The 20,832-nt window shown below is 71.4% G+C and carries 20 protein-coding genes and 1 pseudogene; 10 read left to right on the top strand and 11 right to left on the bottom strand.

The annotated features are described in order from the left end of the window. The first annotated feature begins 31 nt into the window (after positions 1 to 31). From BMY97_RS07960 to BMY97_RS07950, 3 genes are read left to right on the top strand one after another with little or no spacing between them, the layout of a single operon-like run. On the top strand, positions 32 to 376 hold the full coding sequence (locus BMY97_RS07960) for an ArsR/SmtB family transcription factor (protein ID WP_091614840.1): 345 nt from the start codon (positions 32 to 34) through the stop codon (positions 374 to 376). Positions 377 to 396: 20 nt separating this feature from the next. Beyond that, positions 397 to 867, top strand: coding sequence for an SRPBCC family protein (locus BMY97_RS07955; protein ID WP_245787212.1), 471 nt, complete (start codon positions 397 to 399; stop codon positions 865 to 867). Next, entirely contained in the window at positions 867 to 1,487 is a 621-nt protein-coding gene (locus BMY97_RS07950) for a dihydrofolate reductase family protein (RefSeq protein ID WP_091614834.1), read from the top strand. Before BMY97_RS07955 ends, BMY97_RS07950 begins: the two co-directional genes overlap by 1 nt. Positions 1,488 to 1,503: 16 nt before the next feature. Here BMY97_RS07950 and BMY97_RS07945 read toward each other — a convergent pair whose 3' ends face one another. Both BMY97_RS07945 and BMY97_RS07940 read right to left on the bottom strand, forming a co-directional pair. Then, positions 1,504 to 6,315: a DUF6531 domain-containing protein gene (locus BMY97_RS07945; RefSeq protein WP_143086156.1), complete on the bottom strand. Its 4,812-nt coding sequence runs from the start codon at positions 6,313 to 6,315 to the stop codon at positions 1,504 to 1,506. 40 nt (positions 6,316 to 6,355) lie between these two features. Beyond that, on the bottom strand, positions 6,356 to 8,746 hold the full coding sequence (locus tag BMY97_RS07940) for an HAD-IC family P-type ATPase (protein WP_091614829.1): 2,391 nt from the start codon (positions 8,744 to 8,746) through the stop codon (positions 6,356 to 6,358). Between the two features lie 71 nt (positions 8,747 to 8,817). Between BMY97_RS07940 and BMY97_RS49520 the strand changes: the two are divergent. Continuing rightward, positions 8,818 to 8,907, top strand: a pseudogene (locus BMY97_RS49520) (hypothetical protein); the annotation flags it as partial. Between the two features lie 93 nt (positions 8,908 to 9,000). On the opposite strand, the gene BMY97_RS07935 reads toward BMY97_RS49520, so the two are convergent. After that, on the bottom strand, positions 9,001 to 9,255 hold the full coding sequence (locus BMY97_RS07935; protein WP_091614826.1) for a hypothetical protein: 255 nt from the start codon (positions 9,253 to 9,255) through the stop codon (positions 9,001 to 9,003). Positions 9,256 to 9,468: 213 nt separating this feature from the next. Then, positions 9,469 to 9,729: a hypothetical protein gene (locus BMY97_RS07930; RefSeq protein WP_091614823.1), complete on the bottom strand. Its 261-nt coding sequence runs from the start codon at positions 9,727 to 9,729 to the stop codon at positions 9,469 to 9,471. A 203-nt stretch (positions 9,730 to 9,932) separates the two neighbouring features. Between BMY97_RS07930 and BMY97_RS07925 the strand changes: the two genes are divergently transcribed. Beyond that, entirely contained in the window at positions 9,933 to 10,553 is a 621-nt protein-coding gene (locus tag BMY97_RS07925) for a TetR/AcrR family transcriptional regulator (protein WP_091614820.1), read from the top strand. Between the two features lie 83 nt (positions 10,554 to 10,636). Here the strand turns inward: BMY97_RS07925 and BMY97_RS07920 are convergent, their stop codons facing one another. The 6 genes from BMY97_RS07920 to BMY97_RS07895 form a co-directional block, all read right to left on the bottom strand. Beyond that, positions 10,637 to 11,461: an alpha/beta fold hydrolase gene (locus tag BMY97_RS07920; protein ID WP_091614818.1), complete on the bottom strand. Its 825-nt coding sequence runs from the start codon at positions 11,459 to 11,461 to the stop codon at positions 10,637 to 10,639. Between the two features lie 155 nt (positions 11,462 to 11,616). Then, positions 11,617 to 13,176 carry a WXG100 family type VII secretion target gene (locus BMY97_RS07915; RefSeq protein ID WP_091614815.1) on the bottom strand — a complete coding sequence of 520 codons (1,560 nt, stop codon included), beginning with the start codon at positions 13,174 to 13,176 and terminating at the stop codon, positions 11,617 to 11,619. Further along, complete coding sequence (locus tag BMY97_RS07910; RefSeq protein WP_091614813.1) at positions 13,173 to 13,505, bottom strand: hypothetical protein; 333 nt, start codon at positions 13,503 to 13,505, stop codon at positions 13,173 to 13,175. Before BMY97_RS07910 ends, BMY97_RS07915 begins: the two co-directional genes overlap by 4 nt. 13 nt (positions 13,506 to 13,518) lie before the next feature. Continuing rightward, the gene (locus tag BMY97_RS07905; RefSeq protein ID WP_245787211.1) at positions 13,519 to 14,064 is read right to left on the bottom strand and encodes a YbaB/EbfC family nucleoid-associated protein; all 546 of its coding nucleotides are present in this window, start codon (positions 14,062 to 14,064) and stop codon (positions 13,519 to 13,521) included. Between the two features lie 212 nt (positions 14,065 to 14,276). Beyond that, positions 14,277 to 15,113, bottom strand: coding sequence for an SDR family NAD(P)-dependent oxidoreductase (locus BMY97_RS07900; RefSeq protein WP_091614810.1), 837 nt, complete (start codon positions 15,111 to 15,113; stop codon positions 14,277 to 14,279). After that, positions 15,110 to 15,946 (bottom strand): SDR family NAD(P)-dependent oxidoreductase, encoded by an 837-nt coding sequence (locus BMY97_RS07895; protein ID WP_091614808.1) that lies wholly within the window; start codon positions 15,944 to 15,946, stop codon positions 15,110 to 15,112. Before BMY97_RS07895 ends, BMY97_RS07900 begins: the two co-directional genes overlap by 4 nt. Positions 15,947 to 16,016: 70 nt before the next feature. Here BMY97_RS07895 and BMY97_RS07890 point away from each other — a divergent pair, with 70 nt between their 5' ends. Then, positions 16,017 to 16,940, top strand: a complete 924-nt coding sequence (locus BMY97_RS07890) for a LysR family transcriptional regulator (protein WP_091614805.1) — start codon at positions 16,017 to 16,019, stop codon at positions 16,938 to 16,940. Between the two features lie 316 nt (positions 16,941 to 17,256). Here the strand turns inward: BMY97_RS07890 and BMY97_RS07885 are convergent, their stop codons facing one another. Next, complete coding sequence (locus BMY97_RS07885; protein ID WP_091614803.1) at positions 17,257 to 17,982, bottom strand: hypothetical protein; 726 nt, start codon at positions 17,980 to 17,982, stop codon at positions 17,257 to 17,259. Between the two features lie 105 nt (positions 17,983 to 18,087). Between BMY97_RS07885 and BMY97_RS07880 the strand changes: the two genes are divergently transcribed. The 4 genes from BMY97_RS07880 (at position 18,088) to BMY97_RS07865 (ending at position 20,714) form a co-directional block, all read left to right on the top strand. Beyond that, on the top strand, positions 18,088 to 18,726 hold the full coding sequence (locus BMY97_RS07880) for a TetR/AcrR family transcriptional regulator (RefSeq protein WP_091616138.1): 639 nt from the start codon (positions 18,088 to 18,090) through the stop codon (positions 18,724 to 18,726). Further along, positions 18,719 to 19,435, top strand: a complete 717-nt coding sequence (locus BMY97_RS07875; RefSeq protein ID WP_091614800.1) for a nucleotidyltransferase family protein — start codon at positions 18,719 to 18,721, stop codon at positions 19,433 to 19,435. The genes BMY97_RS07880 and BMY97_RS07875 overlap by 8 nt, the downstream gene beginning before the upstream one ends. 230 nt (positions 19,436 to 19,665) lie before the next feature. Beyond that, a complete protein-coding gene (locus BMY97_RS07870) occupies positions 19,666 to 20,238 on the top strand; it encodes a DUF1775 domain-containing protein (RefSeq protein ID WP_143086155.1) in 573 nt (190 codons plus the stop codon). A gap of 47 nt (positions 20,239 to 20,285) precedes the next feature. Beyond that, positions 20,286 to 20,714 carry a hypothetical protein gene (locus tag BMY97_RS07865; protein WP_091614794.1) on the top strand — a complete coding sequence of 143 codons (429 nt, stop codon included), beginning with the start codon at positions 20,286 to 20,288 and terminating at the stop codon, positions 20,712 to 20,714. Positions 20,715 to 20,832 lie beyond the last annotated feature (118 nt).

Raw genomic sequence — 20,832 nt, 5'->3', positions numbered from 1 at the left:
CGCATACCGATATGGGAATATGATAGCGCCCATGGCACGAGCAGCGACGACGTCGGACGTGTTCAACGCGATCGCCGAGCCGCAGCGGCGGGAGATTCTGGTGCTGTTGCGGGCGGGTGAGCGGGCGGTCACCGAGTTGGCCCAGGAGCTGGGGATGAGCCAGCCGGGGGCCTCCAAGCACCTGCGGGTGCTGCGGGAGGTCGGGCTGGTGCGGGACCGGCAGGCGGGCAAGCAGCGCCTGTACGGCCTCGACGCCCGCGGGCTGCGGCCGGTCCACGAGTGGACCGGCGGGTTCGAGCGGTTCTGGAACGAGACCTTCGACCGGCTCGACGCGTACGTGCAGGACCTGAAGCAGGCAAAACAGGAGGAGAGCTGATGGGGCAGGGAGCGCAGTCCGTGACCGCAGACCGCGAGATCGTCATCTCACGGGTCATCGACGCCCCGCGCGAGCTGGTGTTCGAGGCGTTCACCGAGGTCCGGCACCTGTCGAGGTGGTGGGGGCCCGCGGGGTTCCGGACCACCACGCGGGCGTTCGAGTTCCACGTCGGCGGCGAGTGGGTCTTCGTGCTGCACGGACCGGACGGGACGGACTACTCCGAGTGGATCTCCTGGACCGAGATCACCCCGCCGGAGCGGATCGCGCTGCGGCACGGTGAATCCCGCGACGACCCGAACGCCTTCGAATCGGTCCTCACGTTCGCGGCCGACGGTGCGGGGACCCGGATCGAGATGCAAACCGTGTTCCCCACCAGGCAATTGCGCGACGAGGCAGCCGAGAAGTACCACGCGATCGAAGCCGGCGAGCAGACCCTGGGCAACCTGGCCGCATACGTCGGCGAGATCGTCCGAAAAGGAGCGGAGGACTGATGGCCGGGAAAGTGTTCTTCAGTGTGTCGATGTCGCTGGACGGGTTCATCGCACCCGAATCGCCCGACGAGCTGATGGGTCCACAGTGGATGGAGCTGCAGCAGTGGATCTTCGCGCAGCGGTTCTTCCGGGAGAACCTGGGCCTCGGCGAGGGCGGCGAAGAAGGGCCGGACAACGACATCCTGCGGGAGACGTTCGAACGCACCGGCGTGAGCGTGATGGGCAAGCGCATGTTCGACGCCGGCGAGCAAGCGTGGCCGGAGGACGCGCCGTTCCACACCCCGGTTTTCGTGGTGACACACGAGAAACGTGACCCCTGGGAGCGGGCGGGCGGGACCACCTTCCACTTCGTCGACGACGGCATCGAGTCCGCGCTCGACCAGGCCCGCGAGGCCGCCGGCGAACGCGACGTGCGCATCGCCGGCGGCGGCGCGGCGATCCTGCAGTACCTGAACGCCGGCCTGGTCGACGAGTTCACGATCGCGCTCTCACCCGTGCTGTTCGGCTCCGGAATCCGCCTGTTCGAGGGCGTGGACGCGAGCCGCGTGGCCCTGGAGCCGATCCGCTCGGTGCCGACGCCGCGGGTGACCCACCTGACCTACGCGGTCCGGAAGCGGTAGCCGCCGGGCACCGCGGTCAGACGGTGGGCCGGTCGTTGGGCCGGTTCAGCAGGGCCAGCTCGTTGTCGGGGTTGTTGCCCGTGTCCCGGTACGAGTTGCTCTTCGTCCCCCAGTCGTGGGCCAGCTCGTCACGGTACGGGCCGACCTTGACGTCGTTGCCCGCCCGCAGATCCTCGATGACGGACTTGGCGTAGGAGTTGGACCGGCCGCCCTCCGCGATGGTCGCGGCGAGGGTCTTCAGCGAGCCCATCTCCCCCTTGCTGCTGTCCATCATGTTGGTCACCGCCCCGCTCACACCCTTGGGCCCGATCTCCATGTTGCCCATGTTCTTGTAGGTCAGGGTTTCGTCGGGGTGGAAGGGCTTCGAGACCGCGCCCGGCGCGACCTTGTTCGGGTCCACCTCGGCGACGTGGTGGATCTCGTCGGGCGCGCCGTCGGCGCCCTTCTTGATGTAGCCCACCAGGTAGCCGTTGGCCTTGTCCACGACGATCTTGAGATCGTCCTTCTCGCCGTAGGCCAGCTTGCCGACGCCGACGGTCGTCCAGTCCTTGTTCAGTTCCCCGCTCAGCTGGTGCGGGCTGTTCTCCTTGGTCCAGCCCAGTGCCGTCCGGTAGTCCTTGACCGCTTCGGCGTAGTTCTTGGCATCGCACGGGGCCAGGCCGAGCGGGTCGGTCCAGCCGGTCGGGTTGCGCACGTAGCTGCGCGAGTTCGGGCCCGGGGAAAGGCCCAGCCGGTCGTGCGTGCAGTAGCGGCCGGTGGCCGGGTCGTAGTACCGGTGGAAGTTCTGGTGCAGCCCGGTTTCCGGGTCGTGGTACTGCCCGGGGAAACGCAGCGGCGTCGTGGCCGGGCCCGAACCCGCCGGCGCGGTGCCCCAGAGCGTGGCGCGGGCGGGCTGCCCGACGATGCCGTGGGCGTCCAGCAGTTCGGCCGGCGAGCCGACCAGATCGGTCACGATCGCGAAGAACCGCCGGTCCAGCCACTGGTCCGAGCCGGGCTCGGCGGTCCGCTCGGTCTGCCCGAGCACCCGCATCCCGTCCGGCGACCAGTCCCACACGAGCGCGTGCCGCCCGTCGCTGACCTGCTCGACGAGGTCGGTCCCGTCCCAGCAGAACCACACCTCCTCGGCGACCCGGCCGTCGCCGCCGAGCCGCTGCTTGGCCACCCGGCGGCCGAGGCCGTCGTGCAGATACCGCCACGGCGTCCCGTCCGGGGTCGTCACGCCGACGAGCCGGTCCTCGGCGTCCCAGGCGTAGGACCACGAGTCGAGCACGCCCGGGGCCCGTTCCACCTGCCGCTGCACGATCCGGCCCTCGCCGTCGTGCCGGTAGTGCACGTTCCCGGCGCGCTCCAGCAGCGTCCCGGCGTACTGACGGGCGCCCTGAGCCTGGTGCGCCGCCCAGGTTTCCGCGTTCGTCGCGGGCGCGCTCGGCCAGGTGGCCTGCAGGAGGTCCCCGGTCGGCGCGTAGGCGTACCGCTCGGTCCAGCCCGGCCCGGTCACCCCCGTGACCCGACCGGTCACGTCCAGGTCGAACCGCCGCGGCCCGCTCAGCCGGTCGTGCACCTCGGTGAGGTGCCCGTCCGCGCGGTACTCGTAGCTGCGCTGCTGCAGCACGCGGCCCGGGCCGGCCTCGATGGTCTGCCCGCGCATCTGGTGCGTCTCGTCCCAGGTCTGGGTGAGCCGCACCGACTGGCCGAGCTGGCGCTGGACCTCACGCCCGGCGGCGTCGTAGCCGAACCGGAGCAGCCCGCTGCCGGTGCGCAGCGAAAGCGGCCGCCCGCGCTGGTCGTACTGCCAGGTGCTTTCCGCCCCGGACGGGGTCCGCCGCCAGACCCGGTTGCCCGCGGCGTCGTAACGCGAGGCCAGCACCCGGCCGTTCAGGGATTCGGACAGCACCCGCCCGGACGGGTCGTACTGCAGCACCAGGTCGGTGTGCGGGGTGACGGCGCGGACGACCCGGCCCGCGGCGTCGTAGGAGTAACGGGTGAGCACGCCTTCGCTGTGCCGTTCCACGATGTTGCCCAGCACGTCCCGGACCAGCCGGACGGTCTGGCCCGCGCCGTTGGTGTAGCCGGTCAGATCACCGGCCGCGTCGTAGGCGAACGTGGTGGTCCGGCCGTCGTAGTCGGTCTCCTCGGCCAGCCGCCCCGCGGGATCGAAGGTGTAGCGCCAAACCCGGCCTTGCTCGTTGGTGACCGAGGTCAGCCGCAGCTCGGTGTCGTAGCCGAAGGCCAGCCGGCTGCCGTCCGGCGCGGTGCGGGACACGGGCAGGTCGAAGTGCGCGATGCCGGTGCTGGTCCCCGCTTCCGAGTCGCCGGCCCGCCGGAGGTTGCCCTCGCCGTCGTAGGCCCGCAGCTGTCTGCTGCCGTCCGGCCGGACCTGCTCGGCCAGGGTGCCCTCGACGCTCCAGGCCAGCCGGGTGGTGCCGCCCAGCGGATCGGTGATCTCGGCCGGCCGGCCGAGCGGGTCGTACCGGTAGCGGGTCACCGCGCCGAGCGGATCGGTGACCGCGACCGGCAGCCCGGCGGCGTCGTGCTCGAACCGGGTGGTGCGGCCCAGCGCGTCGGTGACCGCCGTGGTCCGGGCGTCGCGCGCGTAGCCGGTGCGGGCCCCAGCAGGGTCGATCTCCGCGGTGAGCAGGCCGTCCGGCGAGTACTCCCGCCGCCACACCCCGCCGTCGAAGTCCACCAGGGTGACCGGGCGGCCGAAGGCGTTGTACTCGGTGCGGGCCCGGCTGCCGTCCGGCCGGGTCGTCTCGACCATCCGGCCGGCGTCGTCGTAGGCGTAGCGGGTCGTCCGCCCGAGCGGGTCGGTGCGGGACAGCAGCAGGCCCGTCTCGTCCCAAGTGGACAGTGTCACGTGGCCGAGCGGGTCGGTCGCCCGGATCACCCGGAAGTCCTCGCCCAGCTCGAAAACCCTTACGTGGCCGAGGGAATCGGTGACCCGCGTGACGAGGTGCCCGTAGTCGAACCGGTAGCTGAGGTAGCCGTCCGCGCCCTCGGTCTCGACGCAGCGGCCTTCGGCGTCGTAACGGTAGCGGTAGGACATGCCGTTGCGGTCCTCCCAGCCGACCAGGTGGCCTTCGGCGTCGTAGCGGAACCGCTGCGCCAAGCCGGAGGAGTTCACCACCTCGGTGAGCCGGCGGTGCTCGTCGTAGCCGAAGACCACGAGCGACACGTCACCCTCGGCGGTCAGCAGGCGGAACTGCAGGATCAGGCCGTCCTCGGTGTCCACGGCGACGCGGTACCCCGCCGAATGCACGATGCCTTCCGGCGTGCCGTTTTCGTCGCGCTGGAAGTCGAACTGGTTCCCGTCGCCGTCGGTCACGCCGCTGATCGGCAGCCGTCCGGAGCCGTCGTCCACGAAGTGCAGCAGGCTCTCGGAATCCGTGCGCCGGATCGCGAAACCCCGGTCGGTGCGCCGCAACGGCCACCTCGGGCCGGACACCGGCAGCACCCCGGCGCCCGCATCCGGCACGGACGGATACCGCAGCAGCAAACCGTCCTCGGCGGCGAAGTGCACCATCCCGTCCGGCGCCAGCTCGATCCGCTGGTCCACAGTGGACGCCCAGCCGGGCCCGAAGGAGCGCCCGAGCCGGTAGGTCGAAACGTGCGTTCGGGAGAGCACGAGCGGGAGCAGGCCGGCCAGTTCGACGTCCACCTGGCTCAGGATCATCTGCCCGGTGGCGATGTCGATCGGGTCGCCGCAGTCCTCCCGTTCCTCGGCCTTCTTGTCGTCGGCCCGCGGGCGGTCGTTCTCGCTCTCGATCGACCGGTCCTGCTCCGGCGGCTTCTTGTCGCCGTCCCCGGGCCGGTTCTCGGGCGGCGGCGCTTCGGCGTCGTCCTTCGGCGCATGAGGGTCGCCGGACTTGCCGCCGGAATCGTCCTTCGGCGGATTGTGGTCGCCGGACGGCTTGGTCGAATCGTCCTTGGGCGGGGTGTGATCGCCGGACGGGCTGGTCGAGTCGTCCTTCGGCGGGGTGTGGTCACCGGAAGGGGTGGTCGAGTCCCCGCCCTTGCCCGGCTCCCCTTTCGGGGTGGTGATGTCCTTGGGCTTCGGGGGCGCCTTGACCTCGCCGCCCTTGATGCCCTTCAACGCCTTCCCGGCGTCCTCGAACAGGGTCCCGGCCTTCTTCAGCAGCGGCACCAGCGCCTTGATCGCCTTCACCAGCTTCGTGGTGACCTGAGTGATCTTCGACGCGGTTTTCGTCACCGCGGCGATGACCTGCGGCACCACCCAGGTCATGCCGATGCCGAGGGTGAACACCACCTGCAACGCCCACGAGATCAGGTGCCCCACCAGCTGGGCGATGGTGTCGCGCACCAGGGTGCGGACTGCGGCGACGACCTCGCCCGCGGTCTTGACGCCGCTTCCGGCGCCCTCGCAGCCTTTCTGCGCGCTGGCGATCAACGCCGAGGTGTCCGCCGCCTTCTGGCGATACGCGTCCGCCGCTTCGCCCGTCCAGCTCTGCAGGTCCTTTTTGACCAGATCCGCCAGCTCCGCCGAGACGCTCTCGAGTTCCTTGGCGACGTTCGCCCACGTCTCCGACTGCGCCGCGATCTGGTCCGCGTCCCCGGTCAGCGCGTTCAACGCCTCCTTCAAGGGGCCCACGTGCTCGATCAACCAGCCCACCCCAGCGGCGAAGATCGCGCCGAACGGGTCCATCACCGCGGTCAAAGCGTCCAGCGCGGTCCCCACCGCACCCATCGCGACCCCGGCCCAGTCCTTGCTCTCGATCGCCGACTTCAGCCCCGTCGCATCCTCCAGCAAGGGAACGCCGGACACCCCCGTCGTCGAATCCTTCACCGGCGCAACCAGCGGATTACTCACGACTCGAAACTCCACCCAGGTAAACCGGCAGCGCCGGCGATCATCGGCCGCCGTCGAAATTAGCAGCCGCCGCGGGCCGGTCCCGACGCAGCCCGCCGGCGATCCAGCGGCTGAGTTCGATCAGGACGATGCCCGCCGCGGCGCAGGCCAGCGCGGTCAGCGTGTACGCGCCGTTGCCCGGGTCCAGCAGGAAAAGGCGCCGGCTCAGCGGCACCACGAACATCAGCCCGGAGATCAGGACCATCGCCGCGACCAGCCCGGCCTTCCACCAGGTGTACGGCCGGGCGACGACACCCAGCACCCACAGCGCGAGCGCCATCACCGTGATCAGCGCGGTCGTGCTCGCCTGGACCTGGTCGGTCGCGCCGGAATGCACCAGGACGTACGCGGTGAAGGAGGCGGCCCCGATCACGATCCCGGCCGGCACCGCCGTCCGCAGCACCCGGCCCACGAACCCGCCGCGGGCCCGATCGTTGTTGGGCGCCAGCGACAGCACGAAGGCGGGCAGGCCGATGGTGAACCAGCCGACGATCGTGACGTGCCGGGGCAGGAACGGGTACGGCACCGCGTCGTAGCCGATCAGGCCGGGGACGCCCACGATCAGGGCCAGCAGCACCGAATAGACCGTCTTGGTGAGGAACAGGCTGGCGACCCGCTCGATGTTGCCGATCACCCGCCGTCCTTCGCCCACGACGTACGGCAAGGTCGCGAAAGCGTTGTCCAGCAAGACTATCTGCGCCACCGAGCGGGTGGCCGGGCTGCCCGCGCCCATCGCCACACCGACGTCCGCGTCCTTGAGCGCGAGCACGTCGTTGACGCCGTCGCCGGTCATCGCGACCGTGTGCCCGCGCGATTGCAGGGCCGCGACCATGGCCCGTTTCTGGGCCGGGGTGACGCGGCCGAACACGGCGGCGCCTTCCAGCTCCCCGGCCAGCTGTCCGGGGTCTTCGGGCAGCGTCCGGGCGTCCACCGGAGTGTCGGCACCGGGCAGCCCCAGCGTGCGGGCGACCGCGCCGACGGAAACGGCGTTGTCACCGGAGATCACCTTGACCGCGACACCCTGCTCGGCGAAGTAGTCCAACGTCTCGCGCGCGTCGTCGCGGATCTTCTGCTCCAGCACGACCAGCGCCACCGGGGTCACGCCGCCCGGCGCGCCGGCCGCCGGGCCGGCCCGGCCGAGCAACAGCACCCGCAGCCCGCGCGCGCCGATCCGCTCCGCCTCCGCGCGCTCCGCCGAGCCCGCGTCCAGCAGCACGTCGGGCGCGCCGAGCACCCAGTCGCCGTGCTCGCCGAAGCTCGCGCCGCTCCATTTGCGCGCGGAGGAGAACGGCGTCACCGACCCCGCGGTCCAGCCGGGCGCGGGCGGGCTCGCCTCCGCGATCGCCAGCAGGCTGGCGTTCGGGCGGGGGTCCGCGGCGGCCAGCGCGGCCAGCACGGTCTCGGGGGCGACGTCCGGCTCGCCGAGCGGCCGCACCTCCGCCAGCCGCATCGCGTTCTCCGTGAGCGTGCCGGTCTTGTCGGCGCACACGACGTCCACCCGCGCCAGCCCCTCGATCGCGGGCAGCTCGTTGACCAGGCACTGCCGCCCGCCCAGCCGCACGACGCCGACCGCGAACGCGACCGAGGTCAGCAGGATCAGGCCCTCCGGCACCATCGGGACCAGCGCGGCCACCATTCCGCGGAGCGCGTCGGGCAGGGCCTGCGAGCCGGAAAGCTGGTTGTAGATCGACAGCGCGCCGGCGGGCACCAGCACGTAGGTGACGACCTTCAGGATCTTGTCGATCCCCCGCCGCAGCTCGGAATCGACGAGGGTGAACTGCCCGGCCTCCTCGGCCAGCCGCACCGCGTAGGACTCCCGGCCCACCTTCGTCGCCCGGTACGCCCCGCTGCCCGCCACCACGAAGCTGCCCGACATGACCTCTTCGCCCGGATGCTTGACGACCGGGTCCGACTCGCCGGTGAGCAGCGACTCGTCCACCTCGAGGGCTTCCGCCGCCAGCACCTCGCCGTCCACCACGATCTGGTCCCCCGCGCCGACCTCGACCACGTCGTCGACGACCAGCTCCCCCGGCGGCACCTCCCGGCTCACGCCGTCCCGCCGCACGGTCGGGCGCACCTGCCCGACGATCACCAGCCGGTCCAGCGTCCGCTTCGCCCGCAGCTCCTGCACGATCCCGACCACGCTGTTGGCCACGATCAGCCCGGCGAACAACCCGTCGAGCAGGTACCCGGTGGAAAAGATGATCACCGCCAGCACCCCGAAGATCGCGTTGATCCGGGTGAACACGTTCGCCCGCACGATCTCCCAGCTGCCGCGGCTCACCCGCGAGGGCACGTCGTTGGTCCGCCCCCCGGCGATCCGCTCCGCCACTTCGGCGGCGCTCAGCCCCTGCGTGACACCCTCGGTGAACAGGCCTTCTTCCCCTGGCATGGGCCTGACTCTACGCACGGTGACGGCAGGCCCGCCTGTTCTGAGGCGGGGGGCGGGCCCCGAACCGCTACCGGCTGACCCGGAGGTCGGAAATCCACAGTGGACAGCTGTCGCTCACCCTGAGCCCGGGCTTGCAGGCCTACTCCTTCACCTTCGACTGATCGGCGCGCAGACGAAACGAAGCGGGGCAACGGGTGCGAAACCCGTTGCCCCGCTTCGTGAACCGCCATTGGGGAGGGAGCCGTGCGGTGTCGTCAGTCGTCGAGGTAACAGCCGAGCAGGCCGCAGTGCCCGCCGTGCCAGTGCCCGCCGAGGCCGAGGTGGAGGCCGAGCAGGATGCTCAGGTCCAGGCCCGAGCCGCGGTGGTGGCCGTGGCCGGTGACGGATTCGGCCGCCGGCGGCGCGGCCGTGGTCGAGGCGAACGCCGGGCCGGGCACGGCGAACAGCAAACCGAGTGCCGCGGCCGGCACGACGGCCCCCGCGAGAAAACGACGGCGAAGTGTGCTCACAGTGGTGCTCCTTCTCCTCGGTCGAACAGCGGACCGATCCCCGGCGCGGGCCGGCCGGCCCGTGCTCGTGGATCACCGGTCATTCGCCGCGGCGGGCGCCGCCGATGGGCGGCCCGCCGCCGTCCACGCCTGTGGGTGACCGGCCGGGGCGCTGACCAGCGGAACGTCCGAGATCCGCCAACCGATCCACCGATCGCTCCTGAACCGCTTGGCTCACCGATCGCGGGCGGCGGCCTCCCGCCGCAGGATCACGAGCCCCGCGATCGCCCGCGGGACGAGCGTCAGGGAGCACACCAGCGCCACCCCGAACGGGACGCCGGTCTGCCAGCGCCCGTCGTAGCTGACGATGAACGAGGCGGCGATGAAGCCGACCGCGGCGACGGCCAGCGCGACGTTGAACCAGGCCCGGCCGACCGTTCGCGGGACCAGGCGATTCCAGGACACTTCGGTTTTGTCACGCAACACACGGGACATGGGATGGGCCTCCTTCGGCTTGTCCGCCCAGTCTCCGCAACCGGGCGCCGGCGGTGATCGGCCTCGAGGACGAACTCGCGGGCCCGGCCTCGACCGCGCGAACGAGGGGGCTCATCGGCCGTGGGCGAATCGCCTATTATGCAAGTGTGCTCTCATTGTCGGAGTCGACCCGCTAAACTGGCCGCAGACGGAAGGGGCGAGCGATGACCGAGCCGACCACCAGTGGCCGCGTGAACCAGAAGCTGCGCACGCACCGCGCGATCGTGTCGGCCGCGGCCGAGCTGAGCCGCACCGGCCGCGAGGTGACCATGCCCGAGATCGCCAAGGCGGCCCTGGTTTCCGAAGCGACCGCGTACCGCTACTTCCCGGACCTGGCCAGCCTGCTGAAGGAGGCGATCGCCGGCCAGCTGCCCACGTCGGCCGAAGCGCTGGCGTCGGTCGAGGGCTCCGAAGACCCGGTCGAACGGGTGGCGGCCGCGGCCGAGTTCCTGCTGCGGCACGTGCTCGCGCGCCAGGGCGTGGTGCGCGCGATGATCGCCGCCACCGTCGCCCGGCCGGGCCCCGCCGCCCGCCCGGGCCTGCGGTTCGGCCTGATCGAAGACGCGCTGGCCCCGCTGGCCGCGACCCACGACCCGGACAGCCCCGCGCTGACGCAGTTGCACCGCAGCCTGGCGGTGGTCGTCAGCGCCGAGGCGCTGTTCACCCTGATCGACCTGGCCGGGCTGGCCCCAGAGGACGCGATCGCCAGCGCCGTCGCCACGGCGGCCACGCTCACCCGGGCCTTCGCCCAGGAGAACCCGGGACGGCGTAAGCGAAAGAAGTGAGGCCTCGGGGCGGCGGTTTCCTTGCCTGGACACGAAAACGCCGCGCCGGGGCGGCACAGCCCCCGGCGCGGCGAGACGGGTGATCAGGCGTTCTCGTCCGGCTTCACCACGGTGTCGACGAAATCGCCGATGGCACCGAGGGTGGCGCCGAGCTGCTCGATCTGCGGGAAGTGCCCGGCGCCCTCGACCGGCACGAAGCGGCTGTTCGGGAACGCGTCCGCGTACGTGCGGCCGTAGCGGGCGGTGAAGATGCCGTCCTGCTCGCCCCAGACCACCAGCACCGGCATCGTGACGCGGTGCAGGCGGCGGCGGATCTTCGGGTCGTAGAGGAAGTTTTCGCCCGCGTACCGGGCCTGGGTCTTCTGGTTCGCGGCCAGGCCGGCCCGCTGCTCGTCGGTCAGCTTCGTCATGTCCGGACGGAACGCCGCGTTCGCGAAGGACAGCCCGCCGATTTCCAGCGGCGGAATGGTCCGGATGTCGACGATGTCAGCCTCGTCGTCAGGCTGCGGTCCCGACGCGTTGAGCAGGACCAGGCAGCCCACGCGGCCGCGGGTGTCGCGCAGCGCCATCTCGGTGGCGATCTGGCCGCCGAGGGAGTTGCCGATCACCATGACCCCGTTCAGGTCGAGCCGGTCGAGCAGGTCCAGGTAAGCCCAGGCCAGGTCTTCGTAGCTGTCCGCCCACTCCGGCCGCGGCGTGCCGTCGAAACCGGGGTGGATCGGGGCGACGGTGTACACGTGCTCGGACATCGCGGTCGCGAGACCGGCCACCGAGCGGGGCCCGGCGCCGCCGTGCAGCACGAGCACGGCCTGCCCGTCGGTGTTCTCGCCGAACTCGTGGACGGTGACGGACAAGCCGTCAGCCAGGTCGATGGTCCGGGTACGGCTGGTGGTGGCTGAGGCGGTCATCGGTGAATCCCCTTCGTAAGAGCTGACTCGCATGACTGTAGATGACTCGCACACGTTCATGCAAGTGCGCTCTCACGAAGACGCGAAATCCCGCTGCCGGCCGGGGAAACCGGGCGGCAGCGGGATCTCGGTGGTACAGCGGGGAAACCGGGCGGTCAGGCCTTCTGCTGGCCGGAATCGGCCGGGGCGGGCCCGGCCGGGTCCGGGTGCTGCTCGCGCCACTGCTTGTCCGAATCCGCCCAGGCGGCGTCGGCCTGCATCTGGATGTCGGTGAGCGCCTTGTCGATGTTCACGAAGTCCTTGCCGACCCAGCCGACGAAGTTCTTACTGCTCTTGGCATCCGACAGGCCCTTGAGCACCGGGTAGTACTGCTGGAGCTTCGGGTTGTTCTTGAACTGGTTCTCGACCCACTTGACCTTGTCCCAGCTCGCGCCCTTCAGCCAGTCCTCGTGCGCCTTCATCTTCTTGATTTCCCACGGCTTGAGCGGCGACTGCGGTTCCGGGGGCTTCGCCGGCGGGGTCTCGGTGTGGTCCCCGGAGGTGTTCGTGCCCTCGTCGTGCGGGTTCGGCGTGTCGTCGTGGGGAGTCGGCGCGTCCTCGTGCGGAGTCGGCGGCGGGCCGTCGTGGGTGCCGGAGGTGTCGTCGTGGGGGTTGGGCGTGTCCTCGTGCGGCGGGTTGTGCTGACCCGGCGGCGGGTCGTGCGGGCCGTTGAAGTGGTTGTCCGCGTTCACCCAGTCGTTCAGCACGTCGTCTTCGTCGTTGTGCGGGGTGCCCGGCGGGGTCTTGTCGTGCGGGGTGGGCGGCGGGGTCTCGTCGTGCGGCGTCGGCGGCGGGGTGCCCTCCGGCGTCTCGCCGTGGGGAGCCGGCGTCCCGGGCGGGGTCTCGGTGTGCGGCGTGCCCGTGCCCCCCGGGTGCGGGGTGATCGAGGTCAGCTCGTGGCCCGCCGCCCCGCCGGTCTTCGGGACCGGCTTGATCGAGGCGGAAAGCTTGACCAGCCGTCCGACGGTGCGCTCCCCCAGGCCCATCAGCTTGGCCAGCTTCGCGGCGAACGACACCGCCTGCGCCGCCGCCAGCGCGACGCTCGTGCCCACCGCCGCGACCAGCGAAGCGCCGAAAGTGAACGCCGCCATGGCCAGCCCGACCAGCACCGTGGCGATGATGTCGCCCAGCACCGTGGTGATCAGGTCGCGCAACAGCGAGCGGACCGCGGTGACCAGCGCCATCGTGGTCTCGACCACGTAGCCGGCGATGTCGACGGAGTGGCCGGAGTCGTCGATCTGCCCGCGCCGGGTTTCGACCTCCTTCTTGAAGGCCTCGTAGCCGTCGCCCTTCCAGTTGGCGACCTGGGCGGCGAGCGTGGCGTCCAGGTCCTTCGCCGCGTTGCGGAGCGTCTCGCCGATCTTGTGCAGCTCGTCGGCCAGCTTCTTGATCTCCGCCGGGTCGCCGGCCACTTGGTCGAGCGGCTCCTTGAGGAACGAGATGTGCTCGATCAGCCAGCCGAGGCCGGCCGACACCAGCTTCGCCAGCGGGTCCAGCACCAGCGCGGCGGTGTCGGCGATCGCGCCGATCACCGTCACGCCGATCTCGACGCCGATCGCCGCCGCGTCGGCCCCGTGCGCGGTCTTGATCTCGGTGATCGCCGAGGCCACGCTGTGCCAGCTGTCGATCGCGCCGGCCCCGGTCGTCGAATTCGAGGACGTGATGGGGACTGTCATTGTTTCAGTTCCGCCTTGAAGGTCCCGAGCCCTTTCGAAGCGGCTTCGTCCTGGTTGGTGTAGGCGTCCGCGGCCTTTTTCGTGGCGTCCGCGGTCGCGTTGACGTCGTCCGAGATCTTGTCCAGGTTGCCGGCGACGACCCCCATCGCGATCCGCGCCGGGACGGCGAGGATCTGCGCGAGGAGGATGCCGAACGCCTGGTTGTCGAAGCCGTTCGCGCCGTGCACGCCGCTGGCGGCCTCCTTCACCGCGGGCGCGGTGGTGCCGGTGAGGTACCCGCTGAATTTGTGCAGCTCGTCCGGGATAACCGAGAAACCGTTGCCTGCCACCGGTTTTGCCTTTCTACCAAGGATTGTTGTCGAGGTCGTCCTCGACCGGGGCCGACCGGGGCGGGCGGCGCGGCGAGGCCGACGGGGGGCTCTCCTGCTGACGGGGCGATGCGGCCGCGGGAGGTGGCGGCGGCTGGTGCGGCGGCGGAGGAGGTGGCGGTGCGGGCGCGGGCGGCGCCGGCTCGTCCTCCTCCTCGTCCGGCTGGGGCAGGAACTCCTGCAGGATCGACATCGCCTCGGAGTCCGGGCCGCCGACCAGTCCGCCGAACGCGCCGTAGACCTCGGCCGAAACCTGCTTCTGCGCGGTCGCGATCAGCTGCATCACCGTCGCGGAGAGCGCCTCCGGCGGCCGGTGGTAAGCCTTGGCGCCGAACGTGATCCCCTGCAGGACCCCGGCCGCGCCGACCGTCACGGACACGGCGCCGTCCGGCGTCCGGGCCGTCCCGGTGGCGGTGCGCAGCCGCTCGGACATCTCCTCGGCCTTGGCCCTGATGTCCTCGACCTCGGCGGTGAACGAGGCCAGCGGGTCACCATCCCCGCCTTGTGCGAATTGTGTCACTTCGTCCTCTACGAGCGAGCCGGTCAGGAACGCCGTTCAGTCGACCAGCACCGCCTGAACCCCAGACGACGCCGGAGGGGACGGAAGTTGAACTCGGCCGGCAACTGCCCTGGTTGCTCCGCGCTTCTGCCCGAACCACCCGCGCCGATTGCCGAAGGCGAAGCGAAAACCGCCCGGATTCTCTTCCACACCACGCCGATGATTCGTGAATGTCAACCGGGACTCCACGGCAAAGTCCGGCCGTCACGCACGAGCTGCCCGTACTGAGCGGGGTCGGCCGGGCCGGACGCGAGCTTCAGCAGCGCGGCCGCGGCCTGCGCCGGAGTCGGGGCGCCGGCGACGTCCCACCACAGGGCGGAGGTGGGGGTGTTCATCATGCCGGGGCAGACGGCGGCCAGCAGGATGCCGCGAGCGAGGTCCCGCTCGCGGCGCTGGTGCGCCAGCGCGCGCACGGCGGCGACCTGGCCGATCTTGGACGGGATGTTGACGAACCCCGGCCAGGCCCCGGCCCGGGCGCTGCCGTCGCGCACCGCGTCGCGCCAGGCGGCGACCTGCCGGTCGACTTCGTCCAATGAGGACAGTCCGGCGAACCGGTCGTGCAGCACGGGCGCGAGCTGGTGCAGGGTGCCGAGGGAGCTCGCCACGACGAGCAGCCGGCCGTTGTCCCGCAGCAGCGGGGCGAACGCCCGCAGCAGCCGGGTGGTGCCGAAGTTGTTGACCTCGGCGTAGGCGTCGACGATCGTGCGCGGGTCGTCGCCGGGGCCGACCCGCATGACGGCGTTGCCGAACACGATGTCGACCCCGCCGTGCCGGTCGGCCAGCTGCGCGGCGAGGCGTCCGGCGGCCTCGGGGTGGGCGACGTCGAGGATCTCGCCGCGGACCCGGGCGCCGCCCCCGGGCAGGGCGGCGACCGCCTGGGTGACGCGGCCGAGGTCGCGTCCGGTGAGGTAGACGGTGTCCTCGGGGGTCAGCCGCTGGGCCAGCCCTTCGGCCAGGGCCAGGCCCAGCCCCTGGGTGGCGCCGGTGACCAGGGCGACTTTCGCGGTCATGACCGTCCTCCGGCGGTCGCGAGCAGGCGCTCGGAAACGGTCCACAAGCGACGGGCGTTGTCCGGGTCCAGTGCGTAGCGGGCCACCCCGTGCAATGGCGGCGCGGCACCACGGCGGTCGATGGTCCCGGTCTCGTTGCTGTCGGCGAAATACCGGCCGCCGACCCCGTCCAGCAACGGCGAGGTGGCCAGCACGACCGAGGTCGCCGCGCCCTGCTCCGGGGTCTTGATCAGCTCGGGCGGAACGGCGCCGCTGCCCCGGCCGCCGGTGTGGCGTTGCAGGTTGGTGCGGATCGCGCCGGGCATCAGCGCGTTCGCCGTCTTGGACTGACCGTAGGCCAGCCACGGATCGTACGGGCGGAAGGCGAAGTGGACGTCGTCGAAGACCACCGGCGAAAGCTGGTGGCCGCTGGAGCTGACCATCACGAAGCGGGCGGCCCCGTCGGCGGCCAGCGCCGCGTGCAGACCGGTGGCCAGTGCGAAGTGATCGAGGTGGTTGGTGGCGAACTGCCACTCCCAGCCCTGCTCGGTGTGCTGCTCGGGGCAGGCCATCACGCCGGCGTTGGCGACCAGCACGTGCAGCGGCCCGTCCCACGCCGCGGTGAACGCCGTGAGGGAAGCGGGCTCGGTGAGGTCGAGCCGGGCGACGCGCAGCGCGGTGCTGCCGGTGGTCGCGGTGATGTCCTCGGCGGCGCGCTCGCCCGCCTCGACGTCCCGGACCGCCGGGGTGACTTCCGCGCCGGTCGCCACCGCCCGCCGGCCGGTCAGGTCGATGCCCGCGGCGGCTTCGGCGGCGGTGGCGGCGAAAACGAAAGGAGTGTGGATCAGTTTCATGCCACCACGCTAGGTCGCCCGCGGGCATGCCACCAACGAGAAAAACTCAAGCGAGGTATGCTCAAACGTCATGGCCTTCGCCGACGCGTCGCTGACCGCACTGCGGGTGTTCCGCGAGGTGGCCGAGCGGGGCACGCTCACCGCCGCGGCCACCGCGCTCGGCTACACCCAGTCCGCGGTGTCCCGGCAGATCGCCGCGCTGGAGCGCGCGGCGGGCTCGTCGCTGCTGGAGCGCCGCCACGACGGGGTCCGCCTGACCGCGGCCGGCCGGATCGTGCTGCGCCGCGCCGCCACCGTGATCGACCAGATCGACGCCACCGCGCGGGAACTGGCCGGGGCGCCCGGCGAACCCGCCACGGTGCGGCTGGGCTGGTTCACCAGTGCCGGGGCCGTGCTGGTGCCCCGGGCGCTGGCCGCGCTGCAGCGCACCCATCCGGCCATCACCGTGACCACCCGCGAAGGCAGCACGCCCGCGCTGGTCCGGGCGTTGCGCGCCGGCACCGTCGACCTGGCGCTGCTGGCCTCGGCCCCGCCGTTTCGCCCGCCCGACACCGAAACGCCGGCCCTGCGGCTGCGGACGCTGACCGAACGCAGCCTGCGCGTCGCCGTGCCGGCCGGGCATCCGCTGGCCAAGGGCGAGTTCGTCGACGTGGCCGATCTGCACGGTCAGCGCTGGATCGCCGGTTCGGCCTCGGGCGACGAACGGGCGATGGGGACCTGGCCCGGTCTGGACGAGCGGCCCGTGATCGCGCACACCGCCCGCGACTGGCTGGCCAAGCTGAACCTGGTCGCCGCCGGCTGCGGCATCACCACCGTGCCCACCGCGCTCACCTCCGTGGTGCCCGGCGGGGTGCGGATCCTGCCCGTGCGCGGCGGGCCGGCCGAACAACGCCGCATCGTGCTCGCCCGGCTGCCCGGGGCACTGCCCGAGCCGACCGCGCGGCTGGCCGACGCGCTGCGCGCCGCCGCGATCGAGACGGACGCACTGCGCTGACGGCCTGGTCCCCGCTCGTGGATTCCCGCGGTGGCAAGGCTTTCCGGATCAGACGCCCGCGCGCGGCTTCCGGACGATCGCGGTCACCGAGCCCACCGTCCGGCACGGGACCCGCGCACGGACGCGCTGCACCAACGACCCGGCTCCAGTCGCGGACCCCCACGGCAGCAAGGCCATCACGGCCAGACACCCACACGCGACTCCCGCGCAATCGCAGCCACCGAACTCACCGCCCAGCACGAGGCCCGCACACGGACGCACCGCTCCGACGGCCCAGCCCCGGTCACGAACTCCCGCAGCGGCAAGGCTTTCCGGATCAGACGCCCGCGCGCGGCTTCCGGACGATCGCGGTCACCGAGCCCACCGTCCGGCGCGGCGCCCGCGTGAGGTCGCGCTCCGGGTCGAGCACCCGGCGGCCGGCGAGCCAGACCACGGCGCCGAGCACGAATCCGTACGCCGCCACCAGCCCGTGCCCGTTCTCCTGGGCGAACCACAGCGCCAGGCCGAGCACCGGGACGCTCGCCCCGAGCAGCCGCTCCTTGACCACGCGGCTGCGCAGCAGCAGGGCGGCGGCCAGGGTCGCGCCGAGGAAGTACGTCGCGCCGGAGCTGCCAGCGAAGTTGCGCGGGTCGGTGCTGCCGCCGGTCGCGCCGAACAGCGTGTCGACGAGCTGGGGCAGGAAGATCCCGCCGGCGAACAGCGCCAGCATCAGCGGGCCGCGCCAGAACCACTCGGCCAGCGCTGCGATCACGGCGAGCGTGACCAGGTTGAAGGCGTCCCCGAGCAGACCGCCGTTCTGCATGAACACCGACGTGACGATCCGCCACCAGCCCGACTTGGCCGGGTCGGAGTCGAAGAAGTCCATCGCGCCGCTCCAGCACAGCTGCGTGACGATCCCGGCGACCGCCACCACGGTCAGCCCCACGGCGAACCACGGGATGCGCCGTCTCGTCACCGTCTCGACGCCGACCACCGTCCGGCCGCCGAGGAAGATCAGCACCATCAGTGCGCCCGTGGTCAGGTTGAACAGCACCGCGTCCATGTGAGCCCCCAGTTTTCGAACACCGTTTGAATCTGCTGAGGACGACCGTAACAGCTGTCGCGGCCAGTTTCAAACACTGTTTGAAAGATGCGCTACGCTGGCGGTGTGAAGCTGACCACGGACCGGATCATCGACGCGGGCATGACCGCCTTCGCCGAGGTGGGGTATCAGGCCCTGTCCATGCGGCAGGTGGCCGAGCGGCTCGACGTGCACGCCGGGAGCCTCTACTACCACGTGCGGAGCAAGGGCGTCCTGCTCCAGCTGATGGCCGACCGGGTCGCCCGGCAGGCCTACGACGCCGGGACCGCCGCGCTGGCCGGGCTCGCCGAAGACGCGGACTGGACGGCGCGCGTCGAAGCGCAGGCCTCGACGTTGCGCGAAAGCATCAAACGGCACCCCGGCGGCGCGATCCTGCTCGCCGACAGCCCGAAAGTGCTGAGCACCGGCGCCTTGTCGGTGATGGAACGCCTGCTGCGGACCCTGGCCGACGCCGGAGTGCCCGAACCGCACCGGATCATCGGCGCGGACGCGCTGCTCAGCTACGTCACCGGTTTCGTGCTGCAGGAGCAGAGCGAATCGGCCGCCCCGGCCGTCGACGCCGCCGCGTTCGCGGACCTCGGCGAACGGTTCCCCCTGACCATCGCGAGCGCGTCGTTGCACGAGCCGGACGAGACGTTCGCGCAGAGCGTCCGGCTGCTCTGCGCGGGCATCGAGGGACTTCGCCAGGCGGGCCCCGGTGCGTAGCGGGGACCAGGTCCTGCGCCCCGCGGCGGGGCTGGCCACCTCGGTGGAGATCCGCGGCGGCCAGGCGGTCTACGAGGTTCGCACCGACGATCCGCTTTACCGGGAAAGGCTGCGGCACATGGGTTTCACGCCCACCTCCGCCGGCCGGTTCACCCGCCGCCTGTCCGCGACCGGGGATATCCGGCGCACGCACGCCAACTTCGCCCGCCGGCTGCCGGAGATGCTGTTGCAGAGCGCCCGGCGGCGCCCCGTGCCGTGGCGCGAGGGACTGGAGGTCTTCCTGGAACGGGCCGAGGGCAGCCGGCTGCGCTGGTTCCTCTACGGCTCCGGCGCCCTGGCCGTGCGCGGGATCGAGGTCGGGCCCGGCGATCTGGACTTCCGGGTCGACGACGCCCAGCTCGCCGGAACCCTCCTCGAAGACCTCCTGGTCGAGCCGGTCACCACCATGACCGGCTGGATCGCCGACCGCGGTGGCCGGGCCTTCGCCGGCTGCCTGCTCGAATGGATCGCGGGGGTGCACGCCGACGTGGACGAGCCCGAGCCACACGAACAGGGCCCGGCCGCCGCCGCCCGGCTCGAACACGTGCGCTGGCAAGGACACGACGTACCGGTCGCCCCCCTGGACCTGCAACTCGCTGTGAACCGTCGACGCGGCCTCACCGCCCGCGTCGCGAAAATCCAGGCCCACCAGGATCGACGGGGCACCTGAAGCCCGGCTGGTTCGTGCGTCCTCGCGACCCACCAGACCCCGGTCCGGCCACGGCCTGCTGATCGCCGCCCGAGGACCCGCAGCACAGCATCATCCGGAAAGTCGGCGACCAGAGCGATCCGGCCGACTCCGAATCGAGCCGCGGACCGTCCCCGCCCAGCCGAGCAAGCGCCAAGTGGGGCCGGCGACGACACGAGTAGCCGCGCGCGGTATGGCGACGGACGGCGTGGCTGCGACTACCGCGCTGCCGATGGCGGGCGTCGCGTCCGCGCACGGCCCAACCAGCCCGCCAAGGTGGTGACGCGGAGATTGCATTCCGAGCGCCGAACGAAGCCGAAGACGACGCGACGACCAGGATCGAGATCGACTTTCCGTTGGCCACGCCGATCCCGGGCACCGACGCCGGGCACGTGCCCGGCCGGACCAGCCAGGTCACCATGGCGGAGCTGGCCAAGCCGGTGGACATGGGCAAGAACAGCGTGCAGACCGCCGCCACCGCGGCCCATCCGGGCATCGCCAGCACCGAGATGTCCCGCAAGGACGCCCCGCCGATCGTGGACAGGTTCTTCAGCGGCGTACTGGGGCGCACCCCCGCGCAGGGGGCTCTGCCCACCCTGCGTGCCGCGACCGATCCGGCGGCCGTCAACGGTGATTTCTTCGGCCCCGGCGGCTTCCTCGGAATCGTCGGCGCTCCCGCCAAGACCCGCTCCGGGGGTGCCTCCCACGACGAGGACCTTCAGCGGCAGCTATGGAAGGTCTCCGAGGAGTCCACGGGAGTGACCTACCACTTTCCACCGGCCTGAGGGCCGAGATATTCGCCGCCAAGCAGCAGATCACCAGGAGACGCACAATGACCACGCAGATTCATCGGGCATCCTCTCAATCCGACAAAGCGGCAACCGCCGGTTTGGAGGTCATCGGCGCCGCGCTGTACCAAGGCAAGGCGTACCGCCTGATCCACGAGAGCGCTCGCGAACTGATCTGGCTCGACTATTCGACCGACCACCTCACCTGGGCGCAGGCCGACGCCTGGGCGGCCGGCCTGAACGACTCGGGCACTCTCGTCTACCAGCTGGAACCCGGCATCCACGTGAGCTGGGAAGGAGACTGGCGGCTGCCCGCCACACCGCATGCCGCCTACGAATTCGGATATGACGGGGCCTCGAGCGCCGGATTCAACGTGACCACCACCGAATTGGCCACTTGTTCTACACGTCGCTGGGCAACGTGGGCAACCAGGGACTCGACGGTTCCTTCCCATTGCGAGCCGCAGGTCTGAAGAACACCGGGCCGTTCGAGAACCTCAAGACCGACTTCTACTGGCTCAACGAATACGCCGAACACCCCGCCCTCGCCTGGTTCTTCGGCACACACATCGGATATCACGGCGATGACGA

This window comes from Amycolatopsis saalfeldensis (genome assembly GCF_900110575.1).
GTDB classification, from domain to species: Bacteria; Actinomycetota; Actinomycetes; order Mycobacteriales; family Pseudonocardiaceae; genus Amycolatopsis; species Amycolatopsis saalfeldensis.
The sequence above is the reverse complement of the archived record's forward strand: the minus strand, read 5'-3'. Positions and strand labels throughout refer to the sequence as shown.

Coding starts and splice junctions, on each gene's coding strand:
- BMY97_RS07960 (WP_091614840.1), top strand. CDS start 32: ATGGCACGAGCAGCGACGACGTCGGACGTGTTCAACGCGATCGCCGAG.
- BMY97_RS07950 (WP_091614834.1), top strand. CDS start 867: ATGGCCGGGAAAGTGTTCTTCAGTGTGTCGATGTCGCTGGACGGGTTC.
- BMY97_RS07940 (WP_091614829.1), bottom strand. CDS start 8,746: ATGCCAGGGGAAGAAGGCCTGTTCACCGAGGGTGTCACGCAGGGGCTG.
- BMY97_RS07930 (WP_091614823.1), bottom strand. CDS start 9,729: ATGTCCCGTGTGTTGCGTGACAAAACCGAAGTGTCCTGGAATCGCCTG.
- BMY97_RS07925 (WP_091614820.1), top strand. CDS start 9,933: ATGACCGAGCCGACCACCAGTGGCCGCGTGAACCAGAAGCTGCGCACG.
- BMY97_RS07920 (WP_091614818.1), bottom strand. CDS start 11,461: ATGACCGCCTCAGCCACCACCAGCCGTACCCGGACCATCGACCTGGCT.
- BMY97_RS07915 (WP_091614815.1), bottom strand. CDS start 13,176: ATGACAGTCCCCATCACGTCCTCGAATTCGACGACCGGGGCCGGCGCG.
- BMY97_RS07900 (WP_091614810.1), bottom strand. CDS start 15,113: ATGACCGCGAAAGTCGCCCTGGTCACCGGCGCCACCCAGGGGCTGGGC.
- BMY97_RS07895 (WP_091614808.1), bottom strand. CDS start 15,946: ATGAAACTGATCCACACTCCTTTCGTTTTCGCCGCCACCGCCGCCGAA.
- BMY97_RS07890 (WP_091614805.1), top strand. CDS start 16,017: ATGGCCTTCGCCGACGCGTCGCTGACCGCACTGCGGGTGTTCCGCGAG.
- BMY97_RS07885 (WP_091614803.1), bottom strand. CDS start 17,982: ATGGACGCGGTGCTGTTCAACCTGACCACGGGCGCACTGATGGTGCTG.
- BMY97_RS07865 (WP_091614794.1), top strand. CDS start 20,286: ATGACCACGCAGATTCATCGGGCATCCTCTCAATCCGACAAAGCGGCA.